This window comes from Photobacterium sp. MCCC 1A19761 (genome assembly GCF_037389125.1).
Taxonomy (GTDB): domain Bacteria; phylum Pseudomonadota; class Gammaproteobacteria; order Enterobacterales; family Vibrionaceae; genus Photobacterium.
This window is the reverse complement of record NZ_JAZGTF010000003.1, coordinates 226,652-244,214: the sequence shown is the minus strand read 5'-3', so window position 1 is coordinate 244,214 and position 17,563 is coordinate 226,652. Positions and strand designations below refer to the sequence as shown.

The following is a 17,563-nucleotide window of genomic DNA, read 5'->3' as shown; positions in this document are numbered from 1 at the left end:
CAGCGGCGGTGCAACTTGGAGGCGGAGTGGATGGCTTGTGTGAAGCGCTTGCTACTGGATGTCCTGAAACCGCACACCCCGAATAGTCTGGAGCTGGCACAGGCGGTTGCGGACATTGGGGCCGATTATCGCGTGAACCTCAAAGTCAACGAAGTGGATGAAGAAACCCAAACCATTCGGCTGGAAGTCTTCGCAGATGCGATTGATTTTACCGCGGTTGAGGAGGCGATTTCACGGATGGGCGGTGCCCTGCATAGTATCGATGAAGTTGAAGTGGAGGGTGGTAATGCTGCGCACTAACACAATTCTGGCCGATACACCTTAGCGATGTGGTTCCATCCTGTCTTTCTGCTGCGTATTACCCACTCCCAGGACATTTTGCGGCGCTATTTTGTGGTCAACGGCTTTGATGGCGCCCTGACGATGCTCGGGTTGCTCATCGGGTTTATGGTCAGCCCGCCCACCCAGCTCTCAGTGGTGATCGGTGTTTGTCTGGGCGCGGCCATCGCCCTCGGAATGAGTGGGATTAGCAGTGCCTACGTGAGTGAGTCTGCGGAGCGCAAACGTGCGCTCAAACAACTTGAGGGAGCCATGATCGCCGATCTGTCTGACAGTGCCCACGGCCGCGCCGCACGCTGGGTGCCCCTGTTCACGGCCCTGGTCAACGGTGCCGCTCCCGTCCTGATGTCCCTGCTGATCCTGTTCCCGCTCTGGTTGGCAGATGCTGGCTTGCCCCTTCCCCTGCCGCCGCTGACCAGCGCAGCCGGGATCGCACTGCTCCTTGTTTTTCTGCTCGGAGTCTACCTGGGGCATATTGCCGGCGTGTCCTGGTTGCGCAGTGGGATCCAGACGCTGCTGCTCGCCGTGGCGACCGCCGGGTTGATTTTCTGGTTTGTCGGAGGGGGAGATGGGTGACCCCTGCTGGCATACCCTGACCGCCAACGAGGCCCTGAAGCAACTCTCGACGACATCCCAAGGGTTGAGTTCGGCCGAAGCCCGGCAACGACTGGCAACCCATGGCCCCAATGCGTTGCCGGAAGCGCGCCGGCGCTCACTCTGGGGGATGTTTCTGGCCCAATTTGCCGACTTCATGATCGGCGTCCTGTTGGCAGCGGCACTGGTCTCTGGTCTGATCGGTGAGCCGCGAGACACCCTCGCCATTCTGGTGATCGTGCTGTTTAACGCTGTGATTGGCACCATGCAGGAATTCCGGGCCGAGCGCGCCCTGGCCGCGCTCAAACAAATGTCTGCGCCGGAGGCTCTGGCGCTGCGCGACGGTCGCCGCCAGCTTCTCCCGGCAACCACATTGGTGCCGGGAGACATTGTTCAGCTGGAAGCCGGCAACCGGGTACCAGCCGACCTGCGCCTGCTCACCACGACGCAACTCCAGGCGGACGAGTCTGCGCTGACCGGTGAGTCCCAGCCCGTCGAGAAACAATCCGAGGCCCTTGGTGAAGCGGAACTCTCGCCGGGCGATCGCAGCAACTGTGTTTTCAAAGGCGCGCTGATCACCCGCGGCCAGGGGCAGGGCGTGGTGATTGCCACAGGCCTGGCAACCGAGATCGGCCAGATCGCTGATCTGCTGGGCAGTGAGACTCGCGCCCAGACGCCGCTACAAGTTCGCTTAACCCGTTTCGGCCGGTATCTGGCCCTGGCGGTACTGGTTATCTGTGTCATTGTTTTTGCGGCCGGTCTGTTGCAGGGGCAGCCGCTGTTACTGATGTTTCTGACCGCCGTCAGCCTGGCTGTCGCCGCCATTCCCGAGGCATTACCGGCTGTGGTCACCATCGCCCTCGCACTGGGCGCGCGTAATCTGATCCGCCACCATGCACTGGCCCGTAATCTGCCTTCGGTCGAAACCCTGGGATCGGTAACCTACATCTGCAGTGATAAAACCGGCACCCTGACCGAAAACCGAATGCATGCAGAGCACTTCGTTGCCGCAGGGGAGCAGCGCCAGTGCTTGTCTGCGGAAATGCAGCCCTGGCGGACACTCGGGCAAGGTCTGGCCCTGAGTAACGACGTTGAGTTCAATGGCACCCAACCGATCGGCGAGCCGACTGAGTTGGCCCTGTTCGATGCCGCTCAGGCCGCCGGGTTTGACAAGGCGTCTCTGAGCGCTGATTTTCCCCGCATCGGCGTGCTCCCGTTTGACAGCGATCGCAAGCGAATGACCACGCTTCACAGCCATGACGACGGCGCAATCGCCTTTACCAAAGGCGCGCCGGAGATCCTCCTGCCCCGGTGCCGGGATGCGCTGGGAGATTCTGGCACCACCCCTTGTGATACCCAGGCAATCCTCACCGCAGCAGATGATCTTGCCCGGCAGGGATACCGGGTACTGGCCTTGGCCTGCCGGATGTTTCAGCGCCCGCCACCCGAGCTCAATGCAGAACTGGAGCAACAGCTCACCTTTGTCGGTCTGGTTGCCCTGATTGATCCGCCGCGCCCGGAAGCCGCTCAGGCCGTCGCCGAGTGTCGAACCGCGGGGATCACACCGGTCATGATCACCGGCGATCATCCGGGAACCGCCGCAGCCATTGCCAGACGACTTGGATTTATCGATCACCAGGGCAGCATTATGACCGGAGAAATACTCGCCGCGATGGATGAACCCACCTTTGCCGCCCGGATCACCGAGTACAGGGTTTACGCCCGGGTCAGTCCGGCGCAAAAGCTACGCATTGTTAAAGCCCTGCAAGCACATGGTGAGTTTGTGGCGATGACCGGCGACGGTGTCAACGATGCCCCGGCCCTGAAGCGTGCCGGGATTGGGGTCGCGATGGGGAAGAAAGGGACCGATGTGGCGCGAGAAGCAGCGGATATTGTGCTGCTGGATGACAACTTTGCCACAATTGTCCGGGCAGTACGGGCCGGGCGCCGTATCTTTGATAATATCCGCAAGTTCGTGAAAGACACCATGAGTTCGAACTCCGGGGAAATCTGGACCTTGTTTCTGGCGCCTTTTTTCGGCCTGCCGATCCCGCTCCTACCCATCCATATTCTGTGGATTAACCTGGTCACCGATGGTTTACCAGGGCTGGCATTTACCGCCGAGCCGGCTGAGCGTGGCATCATGCTACGCCCGCCGCGCCCCCCGAATGAGAATATTTTTGCCCACGGCATGTGGCAGCATATCATCTGGGTCGGGCTGTTTGTCGGTGCACTCTCGCTCGCCTCTCAGGCCTGGGCCATCCACAATCATCGAGATTACTGGCAGACCGTGGTCTTTACCGTACTGACCATCTCTCAACTGTTTCACTCCCTTGCTGTACGTGCCGAAACAGATTCCCTGTTCACCATCGGCATCACCAGCAACAAGCCAATGTTGGGCGCCGTCCTGCTGGGCCTGGCCTTGCAACTGGCGGTGATTTATTTCCCCGCCCTGAACCCAATCTTCCATACCCAGCCGTTACCTTTGTTTGATCTGCTGATCTGCCTGGCCTTGTCTTCGCTGGTACTCTGGGCAGTCGAGTTTGAGAAATATCTGAAGCGTCAACATGCAGAACGGCGATGAAGAAAGGGGGAACCCTCATCTCACCCCCCCTTCGCCAATATCCGGCACACCTGCGTTCGGCTGTCGCCGGTCACTTCGGCGACGTCTCTTAGACTCAGGTATTCCTCATGACGATCGTCATGCGCCTTGCGGTATCGCTCTGCAACCAGCGGTGATTTACCTCTTCGCCCAGATCCCAGTTCTTCATACCCAACCATTACTTTTGCAAGGATTCATCGGTGTTCGGTGGGTGCTCCGGCGGTTCTTTTTCTTCTTCTAATTCGCTCATATGCTCATCGACGATTGCTTCGACCTGTTTGAGCTGCTCGGGCGCAGCGGCGGTTACCGAATCCAGCAGCCCGGTCACGCAGTGTTCAATATTGATTTTCTCCCGGTCCGGGGCTCGCAGACTGGCGACATTTTCAGCCATGGCGTCGACATATTCCTGGCTAAACGCCTGTATTTGTTCCGGGTTGGTTTGGGCCAGGGTGTCCACAACACTGGCCTGCTGTGCTTGCGCGACGAAGGCAATGTTGGCCAGCAGGGTTAAGGCGTTTTCCGGCTCCTTGTCGAGTAACCAGGTGACCAGCGCTTCAACCTGTTCCGGAGTCCCCTGGGCCAGGCGGTTGGCAATATCAACCGCCAGCTCTGAGTTGAGCATCGTCAGCGCCCGAAACAGCAGCACAGTATCGACTTCCGGGAACTGAGCGGCTTTTTCAGTCAGCGTAGCCGCCCAGTCCGGCCGGGCGGCCGACATCGCGCGGATAAAGGCAATCGCATTATTCGGATGTTCGGCGGCCAGTCGCTCGAGTTCATTCATGGCTTGTTCGAAGTCTTCGGATGTTTCCCGGTATGCCGTTCGCGGATCCAGCTCTTCATGGATGGTGTTGGGGTTATGCATCACAAAGGTTTCCTGTGCTTCCACCGTGATGGGGGCTGCGACCTTCATGCGGTACAGGGTAAAGGCAATCAGCAGTAGTTCGACGGCCAGCATGAACCCGAATACCGCCACTTCTCCCTGGTGCTGCATCACGACGGTCGCGCTATAGGGCGCGATCATCGCGCCGGTGGCATACACACTGAGCAAGCCGGCCAGTACCGGAACCAGCTGCTCTTGCCGGGCCTGGTCGAAGGCTTCTGAGATACTGAGCGGGTACAAGCAGGCGATGATCCCCATGGTGATGGCACTACAGAGCAACGCAGCATCAAAAAGCCCTGCCGCGACGGTGGCCGGCAAAGCCAGGGTGGTCAGGGACAGGAGCAGACAGCAGCCCAGAATGACTTTTTTGCGCTCGAAGCGGTCAGACAAGTAGCCGATGGGCAGTTGAAGCACAATGCCGCCCACCATCGCGGCACCCATGAACAAGGACAGCCTGAGCCCGGTGATGTGTTCACTGCCCGCATACAGGGGCAGTAAGTTGACCATGGCCGAATAGAGCATGCCGCATAGAAAGCCGGTGACGACGCCCTGAGGAGACAGGGCAAACAGTTGTCGCAGCGGGAGCAGGGGCGTCTGCTCGATACTCGGCTCGTAATGAGAAACAAAGACCAACGGGGTAATTGATAAACTAAACAGGATGCCGCACAGGACAAACAGGGTGCTTCCGCTTGGCGGCGCGATGAGCAGGGCAAACTGGCCCAGGGTGAGCGCTGTCAAGATAACTAACTGGTTGATCCCCAGAATCCGTCCCCGGTTTTGCTCGTTTGAGACACTGCCGAACCAGGAGTCGAGGGTGACGCAGGCGCAGGCAATGCAGAACCCCATCAGGCCACGCATGGATGCCCAGATGAAGATGTCATCACGCAATCCCATCAGCAGAATCGCAGTGGCTGTCAGGCTACCGCACATGGCAAACGTCCGGACCTGGCCGATCTGGTTTAGGATACGCTTGGCAATATTGGCTCCGAGCAGGAATCCGAAGGAGTACATGGACAGGATAAAACCGGAGACCGGCAGGCTGATATTGTCGGTTGCGAGCCGAACCGGCAGCAAAATACCACTCAGCCCATGTCCCATCATGAGGATCAAAGAGCTGACAAACAGGAGTATCAGCGGTTGCAATGTCGCGATAATGGACACGATGGTGCCTCCCGAATCCGGTGAATACGTGGTGATCACGCCCTGATTGTTTTTAAGCATAAACCCGTGTCGTGTATCGTTGCTTGTTGAACAAAGATAGGGGGAACTGGTCGTTCAGTGGGGTGGACTGACTCAGGAACGCTGTTGCAATGAGAGACGGAGATCATTGTCACGTAACAACAAACCGATGGTGGATGCGCTATCAAGCAAGTTGATATCGGTTTGATGAGTGTCGATGGTTTCACTCGCCGCTCCTGCGTTGGATATCTGTTCGCTGTGCTGTTGCGGCAAAGCCATCTGGATGTGTGATTGTCTTTTTATGCAAATGATGTAGATGTTTGCCCTCGGTTTCACCGGATCACAGATCGCGCATCAGGATCTCAAATTCATCCTCGGCTTCATGAATCAGCCGGACGAGGTCTTTCGCATCTTCACCCGAGAGCTCTACGCGCCAGCAGTGCTGTTTCTGTTGGCCGTGTTTCTGGCAAAACAGGATGGTGATTTTGCCATCTTTTTGAAAGGATAAATCTTCAAAATCGCCATCCAGTGCTTTCTTCTCATCTTTGACATCGATGTGAAGGGTTCCGGTGGGATTGACGGTAACCTGTGCTTTCGGATGTGTTTTGTTGGCGAGGATATAGGCGCGGCGTTTGGCGAACATGGTCCCTTTCCCTTCCGTGTGATGAGAATAAATATTCAAATTATAGTGTCGCTCAATGTCACTGCCAGTCTAAATCATGGTTGGTTGACTGAGCGCAAATTCTGCTGTCTCAAGCCCGAAATCGCGGGATGGGCCGTCGGTGCCATGCGAGATGTGCCCCCACCGGGGTGCGCTTCGCAGTGTGCAAATGGGTCTGGACTCTTCTGGCAACCGTCCCCCCGCGTTCCCGGTGATGTTTTACTGCTGTTTTCTCCAGCCGCTCCAGACCGGATAACCGTCGGCATCCCGGAGCACTAAGACCTTGTTTCCCTTGCGAATTTCGGAGGCAATCAGTGCCGGCGCATCGTCAAAGGTGATCCGGGACCCTTTAATGCTCACTTTATCGCCGGGCATGATGTTCACATCCTGTCTTTCAAGGTACCACGCCGGCCCCAGATGTACGGAAATGGTTTCCTGATTGGTTTTGACGACCAGGTGAGCGCCTTCATGCATCTGATGCATCATTGGGATCTTATCCACGGACACTACTTCGCCGCTGATTTCCTCCAGGGTCTGGTTGTCATACATCATCCCGTAAGGAGAGTGATGCCCCCAACCACCGCTGCCATGCCAGGTCATGCCTTGCTGGGCGGCGGCGTCATGGGTAGCCATTGAACTCAGTAGCGCCACCAGTGGGACGATCATGATGTGCGTTCTCATCCTTAGCCTCCTTTTATTTTCAGCAATCAATGGATGTGTGTCAGGTTGAGCTCGGTTCAGCGCCCTATGGCAGATACCGGATGTTTATCGGATCTGCCAACGGGTGATAATCCCTTACAAGGATAGTGGTTAATTCGTTTTGTATGTGACTCAGGTTTGGCACGTCTGCACCGTTGGTTGGGTGACTTGGGAGCGTGAGATATGGGGTTGACGGCTTGATTCAGAGATCAGCCGCCATGCCGTAAGCTTGTGTAGTCACTGCTGATTCTGGGCCGTGACCACTAATGTCCCGCGATACATTTGCATCTGGCAGGTGAAGTGATATTCACCTGGCTCTTTTGGGGGAATGTAGACATCTTTGGCTTGATTGATTGGTAATTCTTCGCTGATGTCAAAATCAGCAAAGACCACCATGGCAGCGCAGGGCGATGCATCTTTGCGGAGAAAGCGTAATGTTGCGGGCTCACCTGCCTGTAAGCGAATGCGTGAGGGCTGATAGGTGCCGTTTTCAACGATGATCGTGATCACGCCTTCGTCAGCTGTCACTTCTTGTGGTTGATACAACCAGAACCACCAGACAATGAAGCCGATGAGCAGCAGCCCCAGCAGGTTGATGATGATCATAAGCCCCTCTTTAATGCTCTTGCGCTTTGAATAGCCGTAACCGGTTGGCATTGCTGACCACCGTCAGCGATGAAAATGCCATGGCAGCCCCGGCGATCACGGGGCTTAACAGGACCCCGAACAACGGATAAAACAGTCCGGCAGCAAACGGCACACCGGCCAGGTTGTAGATAAACGCTCCAAAGAGGTTTTGCTTGATGTTGCGTAACGTCGCTTTGCTCACGGCGATGGCATCCGCCAGTCCGTGTAAGGAGCCTCGCATCAAAGTAATATCGGCACTTTCAATGGCGACATCGGTGCCCGTACCAATCGCAAAGCCGACATTGGCCAGAGCTAAAGCTGGGGCATCGTTGATGCCGTCACCGGTCATACCGACTATTTCTCCTTTGCTTTGCAGCTCCGCGACCTTATCTGATTTGTCCTCGGGCAGGACTTCAGCAAAAAATTCCCGGATCCCCACCTTGTCCGCGACAGCTTTGGCTGTCGCACGGTTATCTCCCGTGAGCATGACCACACGAATCCCCTGCTTTTGTAATCGCTGAATCGCGCTGATGGCATCGTCTTTGATAGGATCTGCGACGGCAATGATCGCAGCCAGCTGACCATCCACGGCTAGGTACATCGGTGTCTGCGCTTCTTCGGCCATCGCCTGTGCGATGTCGATATGGGGTTCGATTTCAATCGATTGATCCCGCATCAACTTCTCATTCCCCAGCAATAGGGCGTGTCCACGCACGATACCTTCAACGCCATGCCCGGCTATCGCCTGAAACTTGTCGGCTTGCTCAAGCACCACCGCCTGCTTTTTGGCAGACTCAACAATGGCCAGGGCCAGTGGATGCTCTGAGCCGGCCTCCAGGCCGGCTGCCAGCTGTAAGACTTCGTTATCGTCGGTGGCTCCCACCCGGTGGATGCGGGTCACTTGCGGGGCCCCCAAGGTGATCGTGCCGGTTTTATCGAGGATCATGGTGGTAATTTTCGATGATGCCTGCAATGCTTCACCATTTCGGATCAGGACCCCGGCTTCGGCAGCCTTACCGACACCCACCATGACTGACATAGGCGTTGCTAACCCCAGCGCACAAGGGCAGGCAATAATTAATACCGACGTTGCTGAGACCATTGCAAACGCGACTGTCGGGGCGGGGCCAAAGTTCAGCCACATCAGGGCGCTGAGAATCGCAATGATCATCACCACGGGGACAAAGTAAGCGGAAATCACGTCAGCGAGGCGGCCAATCGGTGGCTTTGAGTTTTGCGCCCGTTTCACCATGCTGATAATCCGGGCCAGCGCGGTCTCTTTACCCACTCGGGTGGCTTCAAAAACGATGGATCCGCTTTTGTTCAACGTCCCGGCCACCACTTCATCGCCACGGTGCTTTTCAACCGGCATGGGTTCACCGGTCAGCATGGATTCGTCAATCGCGGTATGGCCTTCCGTCACCTCCCCATCGACTGGAATTTTTTCACCGGGCCGAACCCGGACGCGATCCCCGGATAGCACTTGGTCAATTGCAATATCGACTTCTTTACCGTCCCGGATCACCCGGGCCGTTCTGGCCTGTAAGCCGATTAATCGCTGAATGGCTTCTGAGGTTCGGCCCCGTGCTTTGACTTCCAGGGCCAGGCCCAGATTAATCAGACCAATGATCATAGCCGAGGCTTCAAAATAGACATGGCGTGCCATGGCCGGAACGAGAGCCGGGAAAAACACCACCACCATGGAATAAAGCCACGCCGTCCCGGTCCCGAGTGCGATGAGTGTATCCATATTGGCGCTATGATTGAGCAATGACTGCCAAGCCCCGACGAAGAAATGCCGGCCCGAGAAATACAAGACAGCGAAGGTCAGTACGCCAACAATAAACCAGACGATGCGCTCCGCTGTGGTGGTGACGCTCATCTCCCCGATAGCGATGCTATAAAGCATCAACGGAATACCCAGCGATAAGGCGATGGTCATTTCACGCATCAGGCGCTGATAGTAAGCCTTATCGGCTTTCTCTTTCTCATCAAGCGCCGTCTCATCGCTCGTTTCATCGCACCGACTGGCGTGATATCCCGCTTGTTCGACAGCTTTGATTAACACCTCGGGTGAAGCTATGCCCGTCACCGTCACGGTGCGTTGCGCTAAATTCATCGATGCTTCATCTACACCATCTACTGCCAATAAAGCTTGTTCAATCGTACGAACACAACTGGCGCAGCTTGCACCATCGATGATGAATGATTGTGTTATCGGATGTTCATGAGAATTTCCGGTACCAGTCACAGCTATTTCCCCCGTGCATGCTCTGTTGCATCCAAAGTCCCGGCGGCCAGGTAATCAACCAGATCTTCGAGGTCCGATTCGCTCATTTGCCAACGGGGCATCGCTGAATCCAATGGCTCTCCGGACGGGTCGACCCCCGCAGTGATCGCTTTTTTCAGGCTGACTCGGGTATAAGCTTGATGATCACCATGTTCATTTTTCTCCTCGTGTTCATCCTCGTGAGCGCTGAATAAGGCTTCGCGGGTAAGCGGGGGCGCCGTCAGCCAAAAAATCGGATACATGCGCTGGCCGCCTTCCTGCTGCACACCATGGCAGTCCGCACAAGCGGCGAGATGCATCCGGGCATGCATATGACCGCCTTGATAAGTAATCGGGCTGCCGGACAGGCTCCTGCCGGTGAAATATATTTGCTCGCCATTGGTCGGGTAGGTGCGATTTTTATCGACCGCGGTGTACATGTGATTGAAAGAAACATCACAGCCACCTAAAGCGATGGTCGTCAATAACCACCCGAACTGCTGCTTGGTCAATCGTCTTGGCATATCCAGCGATTCCTGATCTGAAGGATGACACTGTCCGTCTCACGGGTGATGAGCGACTCAATCCGAGATACGTTTGACGTTGAGCGTAACCCCGTGCACTGAGCTCACCTCAACCCGCTCTCCCGGTTGCAGCGTTTCATCTGAAAGGGCGTTCCAGGACTCATGGTTGAGAGAGATTTGATAAAAGCCGTCTTTCCAGCCGATCACTTTACCGACCTGGTGATACAGGGCTTCGGCGCCTGTTTGGACCGGTAAGTGCATTGCCCGATATGCCAGCCAGTAAATGGCCAGAGAAATGAGCACAATAAAGCCATAAAGCGGGATGGCGAACGATAATGACGTCCACCAGAATATCGGCAGTGCGAGAAAGGGAAGGAACAGTATCAGGTGGCACATAACACATCGGCCTACTTCGAAATGTTGTAGAAAGTAGGATCCGTTTCAGGGAGAACACGAAGCCACATAACCTGAGGATCCCTAGGGAGAGCTTAGTCGGCGACAAGCAATTTTTCATGTTATGGGCTTATTGGCACAGGTGGGATTCGGATCAATGCTGTGACTGGTAGCAGGTAGGTTAGAAGTAGCGTATCTCGCTTGAGGACGGTCCGGGCCAGGCAATCGCTTTGTGCCCGGATCATGCTTGTTGCAGTGCTGCGTTCAGGACTTGCAGCCGCTGATCATTTATTTGATGTAGGAATCCAGAACTTTGAGCACCACGTCCAGATCGGCCTCGCGCTTCTCGAGATCTTCTTCGAGCACAATATGCTCAATCAAATGGCCTTTAATCACTTCTCGCATGAGCCCATTCACGGCACCGCGAATGGCCGCAATTTGTTGAAGTACATCCTGGCACTCATGCTCTACTTCCAGCATTTTTTTAAGACCATTCACCTGTCCCTGTATTTTGCTGACACGAGCCTTGAGTTTCTTTTGATCTCGGGTGGTATGAGACATGACATCTCTCTGCGTAATGAAAACACGGATTCTAGCCGATAATGTATCATTGTATTGATACTGGGGGGTAGTATTAGGTACTGGGGGGGAGTATAGTTTGCACTTAACAAATCACAAAAAAGAGGGCGGGCAATGGACTTCGTAGCATTACTACAGCAGGGAAATGGTTGGTTTTTCATCCCGAGCGCTATTCTGTTAGGGGCTTTGCACGGTTTAGAGCCTGGGCATTCCAAAACCATGATGGCTGCGTTCATTGTTGCGGTAAAAGGGACCGTCAGGCAGGCGGTGATGCTCGGTTTAGCGGCGACACTTTCCCATACAGCCATCGTTTGGTTGATCGCGGTGGGCGGCATGTATGTCAGTCAGAAGTTTACCGCCCAAGCGGTAGAGCCCTGGATGCAGCTTATCTCTGGGGTGATTATCCTGGCGACAGGGATCTGGATGTTCTGGAGAACGTGGCATGGTGAACGTGCATGGCATCGAGCTAACGGTCATGCGCATGACTGGACAACGCAAGTTGTGGACACCGGACATGGACACCTGTCCCTTTCCATTGTTAAAGAGGGTTTGCACCATCGCTTTCAGCTGAAAATGATCAATGGCAAGCCATTGAAAGCCGATGAAGTTCAGCTCTCCATCGCAAAACATTCGGGTAAGCCATCGGACACGTATCATTTTGTTGCCCGAGATGGCTATCTGGAGACTGCTTCCTGTATTGAAAACACGGAAAACCTCTCTGTGACCTTGGTGATTGGCCATCATGATCATACTCATGATTTTGCGGTTCACTTTCATGACCATGACCATGACCATGACCGGGCTGTAAACCCAGAGTATCAGGATGCTCACGAGCGATCGCATGCTTTAGATATCCAAAAACGTTTTGGGAATCGCGATGTGACTAACGGGCAAATCCTGCTCTTTGGGTTAACCGGTGGCCTGATCCCGTGTCCTGCTGCTGTCACGGTGTTATTGATTTGTCTTCAATTGAAGGCGATGACCCTGGGCGCAACCTTGGTGGTGTCGTTCAGTATTGGTTTAGCGCTCACTTTAGTGGCTGTCGGGGTGGTCGCTGCCGTCGGGGTGCAACAGGCAACCAGCAAATGGCGGGGTCTCAATGATCTTGCACGCCGAGCGCCTTACCTGTCTGGTGTATTAATTAGTGCCGTCGGCTTGTATATGGGAGGGCATGGTTATATTGCATTGATGTACTGATAGAACAGTGATTCACCCGTTGGGGTGCTCCCCGGCTCGGCACATAGCTGGTAAAGCCAGTGCACGATGCGCAGGGAGGTGGCACGGTGGGATCATTGTTGCAACAGCAGGAAAATATGCGTCTAGCCCGCCTGAAGGTTTGATGAGGCATTATGGGCTCGGGTCAGGCGGATCCCGTCTCTGATATTGAGTCCCATCAGGGTGAGGTTGATCAATCCTGCAATCAGTTCGGTGCCCTGGATGAGGTAGAACTGAGTCTCAAAGCGGCCGGCCCCGGCCTGATAGTCCAGATACAGCGCCGACGGCAGCAAGACAAGCAAGCCGTTTAAGGCAATGAAATGCATGCGCTTTTTCTTGTTTCCCAACGGCCCTTTGCGGGCGTTGGGGACCATTTTGAAGCCAGTGCCACCCGCAGCGATCATCAATGGAACTAATACCCAAACCCCCATGGCGATCGCGTTTTTTACGGCCAAGATCCCGGCCTGATCCCCCCAAAGTTCCACCACCAGTGTGCTGGTGAAAAAAGTCAGGATCATCAGGAAAGCAGCAACTCCCGCTGTGCGGTGAAGATAACGAATGGCTTTTTTCATGAGTCAATCTCCTTACCAGAGAGAGCGATAGGACATGTGACAGCTTCGGCATGAGGAGGTGGCTGCTTCGAGTGCTTCGGCGAGTAGCGTCAGGTTGCCGGACGATGCCGCACGGTGAACGGTCTGATAACTCGTTTCTAATTGAGTGAGCTTGCCTGAGAACTCTCCCCACTGTTCCCACACGTCGTCGTCGCTTCGGCCTTCACCTTTTGATGCGGGTGGAAATTGGGTCTGCAATGTCGCGACGTACTGCTCCAGTTTTTGGGCTAAAACCGCCGTGGCTGGCCAGTTTTCCTCGTCGACGAATGCTTCCAGCATCTCGGTTTCTTCATCGATTTGTTCGAACAGGGCCTGACGCTGCTCCACGGCCGGGTGGTCGGCGATTGCCAGACTGCTGAGGGTTAAGGTGATTAATCCGATGCATAGGTTCCGTTTCATGATTCATGTCCTGTTGGTGATGAAAGTGGTGACAATATAAATCGCAACTGCTAATGTTGCAAATGCAATTGTTGTATTTGGGAGTGTTGCAATGATAAAAGTATGGGACCTACCGACTCGGATCTATCACTGGCTCCAGGCACTGTTGGTGGCCGGATTACTGGGAACCGGGCTCAACGGCGGGGGTTCGTCACTGGTTCATCAGATATTGGGTTTAATGATCTTACTGCTGCTGATCTGGCGTGTGGGTTGGGGATTGGCCGGGAGCGAGACATCGCGTTTTGCCAATTTTGTCCGCCCCATTGGTCCGATCCTGGCCTACCTCAAAGGGCAGGGGACGCCGTTTGTCGGTCACAATCCGCTGGGCGGGCTGATGGTTGTTGCCATGATTGCCTTATTGCTGGTGCAATCGGTCACCGGCTTGATGAACAGTGAACTGATAGACGGGGTAGGGATGTTCGGTCGCAGTGCGGTCCGCCAGGCTGAGCAAATTCATGCGGTGGCCGCTGAGGGGATTATCGCGTTCGTGATGCTGCATCTTGTGGCGATTGCCGGTTACCGCCTGTTCGGAAAAGGCTTGCTGCTGGCGATGATCACGGGTCGGGCGAAAGGAAACCGGCAGCCGAAGTTGGAAAGCCATCGCAAAGCTGCGCTGGTATTTGTGGCCAGTTGTGGGCTTGTTCTGGCGCCGGTTGTATTACTGATGATTTGATGTTTGAGAGATATCGTGGTTGAGAAAAAAAAAGAGGCTCTGCTTCCCCGGCAGGAAAGTTTAGGGTGGTTAGTGGCCGTGTTGGGGGGCCAAATGGCCGATTCCCTGGATCAGCGACTGAAAGCACTGGGGCTGCATATCGGGCTCTGGCCGACCCTGTTTGTGCTGTGGGAAGAGGAAGGATTGACTCAGTCTGAACTGGCGGCACGTTGCCAGACGGCGAACTACACTACCACCCGGGTACTCGATACGCTGGAAAAACTGGCGCTGGTGGAGCGGCGAAAGCATCCGACCAGCCGACGGGCTTACCAGATTTTTCTCACTGAGCAGGGACGCGCGCTGGAAGCGGAAGCCACGGCGTTAGCTAAGGCCTGTAACCACGAATTTCTGTCCGCACTTTCGGAAGCTGAGCGCGATCAGTTGATTGCACTGCTCAGTAAGATGCTGGCAGCCAGAGCGACTGCTGACCTTTCTTGATGACCCCAGCCCGGGATCGCTGGCAACTCGCCCGAGTTTGCCGGCGATCTTTTGAAGTGACCTGCATGATTTGCTGATCCGGTTTAACTTTCCGGCATTTCGGCCGATAAAAGATACTGTCTGCGTATAAGAAATGGGATAAACCCCACACTGAGTGGGTTGTTGCATATTTGTAACGGCTTTATGATGAGCGTTCCATCAGTTATCGGACCAGTCGTCTGACCAACTTTCTCGTAACAGATGCCGATCTGATTCCGGCTGTTTGCGTTCCCCCAAGGTCTCGGGTGACCGGGAATGGCTTGAATCAAAAAAGAACACAACGCGTCTCAGCGTGGCTATAAGGTTATTCACAGTGAAAAAAATTATATTACTTGTTGTCAGTGCGATGTTTGCGATAGCAGCAATCGCCAGCATTACTTCGACCTCCTATATCTCCCATCATGAAATCGACAATATCATCCTCAAGCGCTCTCAGGCCCAGGCCGAATTGCTGGCCAAACATGTGGAGTATGTACTGGAGACATCCGCGCAGCCCCAGGCTGATCTTCAGGCGCTGGTTCAATCGCTGAAACAGCGGGGAGACATCAGTTATGCGGTGGTGATTGATAAAAATATTCAGGCAATCGCCCACAGTGATACGCAGAAGCTGAATAAAGTGTATGACGACAGCTATACCGTTGCCGGTGCCGGGAGTGGGAAAGCGCAACACCTGAAATGGTATGCCGATGTCCAGCAGGTGTGGGTGTATGACATTATGACCCCGGTGTATGTCAACGGGGCGCTGTATGGCTCCTTTGATGTCGGGATCCCGATTACCGAGGTGAGTGATGCCGCGGAAGAGATCGTGGTGGCGCAGCTGTCGGCGATTGTCGCAATTTTCCTGTTGTGTGCCGCTGTCCTGGTATGGGTACTGGGCCGGTTGTTCAAACCTTTGGTCGGCTTGCAGCATGCCCTGGTTGATATTTCCCGCGGGGACGGCGATTTGACCGTCAGGCTGCCGGTGGACGGGAAAGATGAAATTGCCCAGATCTCCGAGTCGTTCAACATTTTTGTCGCTAAGATTGACGGGATTGTCAGCCAGGTGGTGAAAACCGGTCAGGATCTCGGCCATTCTGCCGCTGAGCTGCGCCATCAATCGGTACAGGCATTGTCGCGCGGACAAGATCAAAGCGAGCAAACCCTGTTGGTGGTGACCTCGATGAATGAAATGATCGCCACGATTAATGAAATCTCTCAGAATGCGGCGGGCGCGGCAGAATCAGCAGGCCATGCCAATGACGAGACCCAGGCCGGTCGCATAACCTTGCAGGGCGCGACGCATACCATGACGGATCTGGCGGGAGAAATGGACCAGATGTCCGGCGTGGTGACCAATCTGGCCCAACGGACCCAGTCGATTGGTTCGATTCTGGAAGTGATCCGCGGTATTTCCGATCAGACCAACCTGCTGGCGCTGAATGCGGCTATTGAAGCAGCGCGGGCCGGAGAGGCTGGTCGTGGTTTCTCGGTGGTTGCCGATGAAGTGCGGAACCTGGCGACCAAAACGGCATCGTCAACTGATGAGATCCAAACCATGATCGATCAGTTGCAGCTGGAAGCCGGAAAAGCGGTGAGTGCGATGGATAGCAGTAAGGCGCTGACCGCAGCCGGAACCGAGGCGACCGAGCAGGCGTTTGCAGCTTTGGAAGCGATTACAGAGCAGGTTCGGATGATTCTGGATATGAACACTCAGGTGGCGACGGCAACCGAAGAGCAGTCCAGCGTGGCGAATGAAATCAACCAGAATATGGATACCGTCAACAATTCGGTCAAAGCCGGACTGGACGCCAGCCATAAACTGGAGCAAACGTCGCAGCACCTGGACGATTTAGCCAGGGCCCTGGACCGCCATGTGGGTTCTTTTAAAGTCTCACACTGAGGATTGTTCTGTAACGGTGTGAGAGATGAATGCGAAAGCCCCTGACCTGAGTCAGGGGCTTTTTCTTTGAATATAAAGGGACTTATCAATAATTTATTGTGGGGCAGGCATCGCATTCTGGTTGACGAGCTGACATCAAATGCACCTGATTGCTGCTAATCTTGTCGCAACTGATTCGGACCATGGAGGATAAATGAACAGTTTTCTTGTACCGAAGGCGTTGCATGAAGTGTTTGGTGAAAAGCAGTCAGTGATTGAAGTGGTATGTACCGCTTTATTTGCCGTGATTGGCACGTCCCTGATTTTTTTCCGTTTTGACTTCCCCGATCCGCAGCCAACTCTTTGGCGGACCGTCTTGGGCGTTGTTTTGATTGCTGATGTTCTGGCGGGATGCGTTGCTAATTTCACCCGCGGCACGAACCAGTATTACGCGCAACGCCCGAAAGGACGCCTGCTCTTTATCGCCATCCATGTTCACTTGCTGGCGATTGCCTGGTTGCTGTCAGCCCCGATGTTGGCCGCCTTCTGGATATGGCTCTACACCATTGCCAGTGCGCTGATTGTGAATCGCCTCCTCGGGCATCCTATGCAGGTGTTTATCGCGGCCAGCCTGTTGTGTTTTGGATTGTTACTGATTTTAAGTCTGGCTTTACCGGGATGGTTTTTGGTGACCAGCATCTTCTTCATGATGAAAGTGATGTTTAGTTTCGCGGTGGATCATTATCGCCAGAGTCCTTCAGGGATGGATGGGGACAACAATGGAGTAAGGGATTCATGATGAAAAAGTTAGGACTCACTTTCGGCGTGTTGGTGTTGAGCGGCTGTACCCAAATGACGGCACAGCAAGAATCTCAATCCGCCGTCGAAGCAACATCCACAACTACA

18 protein-coding genes are annotated in these 17,563 nt (G+C 54.8%); 8 read left to right on the top strand and 10 right to left on the bottom strand.

From position 1 onward, the window contains the following. Positions 1–30 precede the first annotated feature (30 nt). From VV869_RS06220 to VV869_RS06210, 3 genes are read left to right on the top strand one after another with little or no spacing between them, the layout of a single operon-like run. A complete protein-coding gene (locus VV869_RS06220; protein WP_337734109.1) occupies positions 31–300 on the top strand; it encodes a DUF211 domain-containing protein in 270 nt (89 codons plus the stop codon). A 27-nt stretch (positions 301–327) separates the two neighbouring features. Further along, positions 328–915, top strand: coding sequence for a hypothetical protein (locus tag VV869_RS06215; protein WP_337734108.1), 588 nt, complete (start codon positions 328–330; stop codon positions 913–915). Further along, complete coding sequence (locus VV869_RS06210; protein WP_337734107.1) at positions 908–3,517, top strand: cation-translocating P-type ATPase; 2,610 nt, start codon at positions 908–910, stop codon at positions 3,515–3,517. Before VV869_RS06215 ends, VV869_RS06210 begins: the two co-directional genes overlap by 8 nt. A gap of 196 nt (positions 3,518–3,713) precedes the next feature. On the opposite strand, the gene VV869_RS06205 is transcribed toward VV869_RS06210, so the two are convergent. The 8 genes from VV869_RS06205 to rcnR all read right to left on the bottom strand — a co-directional run bounded on the left by VV869_RS06205 (position 3,714) and on the right by rcnR (position 11,328). Further along, positions 3,714–5,636 (bottom strand): MFS transporter, encoded by a 1,923-nt coding sequence (locus tag VV869_RS06205; RefSeq protein ID WP_337734106.1) that lies wholly within the window; start codon positions 5,634–5,636, stop codon positions 3,714–3,716. A 298-nt stretch (positions 5,637–5,934) separates the two neighbouring features. Continuing rightward, entirely contained in the window at positions 5,935–6,237 is a 303-nt protein-coding gene (locus VV869_RS06200; RefSeq protein WP_337734105.1) for a hypothetical protein, read from the bottom strand. A 237-nt stretch (positions 6,238–6,474) separates the two neighbouring features. Continuing rightward, positions 6,475–6,936 carry a hypothetical protein gene (locus VV869_RS06195; protein ID WP_337734104.1) on the bottom strand — a complete coding sequence of 154 codons (462 nt, stop codon included), beginning with the start codon at positions 6,934–6,936 and terminating at the stop codon, positions 6,475–6,477. 255 nt (positions 6,937–7,191) lie between these two features. After that, positions 7,192–7,560 (bottom strand): cupredoxin domain-containing protein, encoded by a 369-nt coding sequence (locus VV869_RS06190; protein WP_337734103.1) that lies wholly within the window; start codon positions 7,558–7,560, stop codon positions 7,192–7,194. A 10-nt stretch (positions 7,561–7,570) separates the two neighbouring features. Continuing rightward, positions 7,571–9,832 carry a heavy metal translocating P-type ATPase gene (locus VV869_RS06185; RefSeq protein WP_337734102.1) on the bottom strand — a complete coding sequence of 754 codons (2,262 nt, stop codon included), beginning with the start codon at positions 9,830–9,832 and terminating at the stop codon, positions 7,571–7,573. 2 nt (positions 9,833–9,834) lie between these two features. Further along, positions 9,835–10,374 (bottom strand): c-type cytochrome, encoded by a 540-nt coding sequence (locus tag VV869_RS06180; protein ID WP_337734101.1) that lies wholly within the window; start codon positions 10,372–10,374, stop codon positions 9,835–9,837. Between the two features lie 57 nt (positions 10,375–10,431). After that, positions 10,432–10,770, bottom strand: a complete 339-nt coding sequence (locus VV869_RS06175) for an NfeD family protein (RefSeq protein ID WP_337734099.1) — start codon at positions 10,768–10,770, stop codon at positions 10,432–10,434. A 285-nt stretch (positions 10,771–11,055) separates the two neighbouring features. Beyond that, positions 11,056–11,328, bottom strand: a complete 273-nt coding sequence (rcnR, locus tag VV869_RS06170) for a Ni(II)/Co(II)-binding transcriptional repressor RcnR (RefSeq protein WP_337734098.1) — start codon at positions 11,326–11,328, stop codon at positions 11,056–11,058. A 132-nt stretch (positions 11,329–11,460) separates the two neighbouring features. On the opposite strand from rcnR, the gene VV869_RS06165 reads away from it, so the two are divergent. After that, positions 11,461–12,543: a nickel/cobalt efflux transporter gene (locus tag VV869_RS06165; protein ID WP_337734097.1), complete on the top strand. Its 1,083-nt coding sequence runs from the start codon at positions 11,461–11,463 to the stop codon at positions 12,541–12,543. Between the two features lie 122 nt (positions 12,544–12,665). Here the strand turns inward: VV869_RS06165 and VV869_RS06160 are convergent, their stop codons facing one another. After that, on the bottom strand, positions 12,666–13,133 hold the full coding sequence (locus VV869_RS06160) for a hypothetical protein (RefSeq protein ID WP_337734096.1): 468 nt from the start codon (positions 13,131–13,133) through the stop codon (positions 12,666–12,668). A 12-nt stretch (positions 13,134–13,145) separates the two neighbouring features. Beyond that, positions 13,146–13,571 carry a c-type cytochrome gene (locus VV869_RS06155; protein ID WP_337734095.1) on the bottom strand — a complete coding sequence of 142 codons (426 nt, stop codon included), beginning with the start codon at positions 13,569–13,571 and terminating at the stop codon, positions 13,146–13,148. Between the two features lie 91 nt (positions 13,572–13,662). On the opposite strand from VV869_RS06155, the gene VV869_RS06150 reads away from it, so the two are divergent. From VV869_RS06150 to VV869_RS06135, 4 genes are all read left to right on the top strand, one after another. Continuing rightward, complete coding sequence (locus VV869_RS06150; RefSeq protein WP_337734094.1) at positions 13,663–14,283, top strand: cytochrome b/b6 domain-containing protein; 621 nt, start codon at positions 13,663–13,665, stop codon at positions 14,281–14,283. A 15-nt stretch (positions 14,284–14,298) separates the two neighbouring features. Next, entirely contained in the window at positions 14,299–14,760 is a 462-nt protein-coding gene (locus tag VV869_RS06145; RefSeq protein ID WP_337734093.1) for a MarR family winged helix-turn-helix transcriptional regulator, read from the top strand. A gap of 352 nt (positions 14,761–15,112) precedes the next feature. Continuing rightward, positions 15,113–16,678: a methyl-accepting chemotaxis protein gene (locus VV869_RS06140; RefSeq protein ID WP_337734092.1), complete on the top strand. Its 1,566-nt coding sequence runs from the start codon at positions 15,113–15,115 to the stop codon at positions 16,676–16,678. Between the two features lie 229 nt (positions 16,679–16,907). Beyond that, complete coding sequence (locus VV869_RS06135; RefSeq protein WP_337734091.1) at positions 16,908–17,456, top strand: hypothetical protein; 549 nt, start codon at positions 16,908–16,910, stop codon at positions 17,454–17,456. Positions 17,457–17,563: the final 107 nt, after the last annotated feature.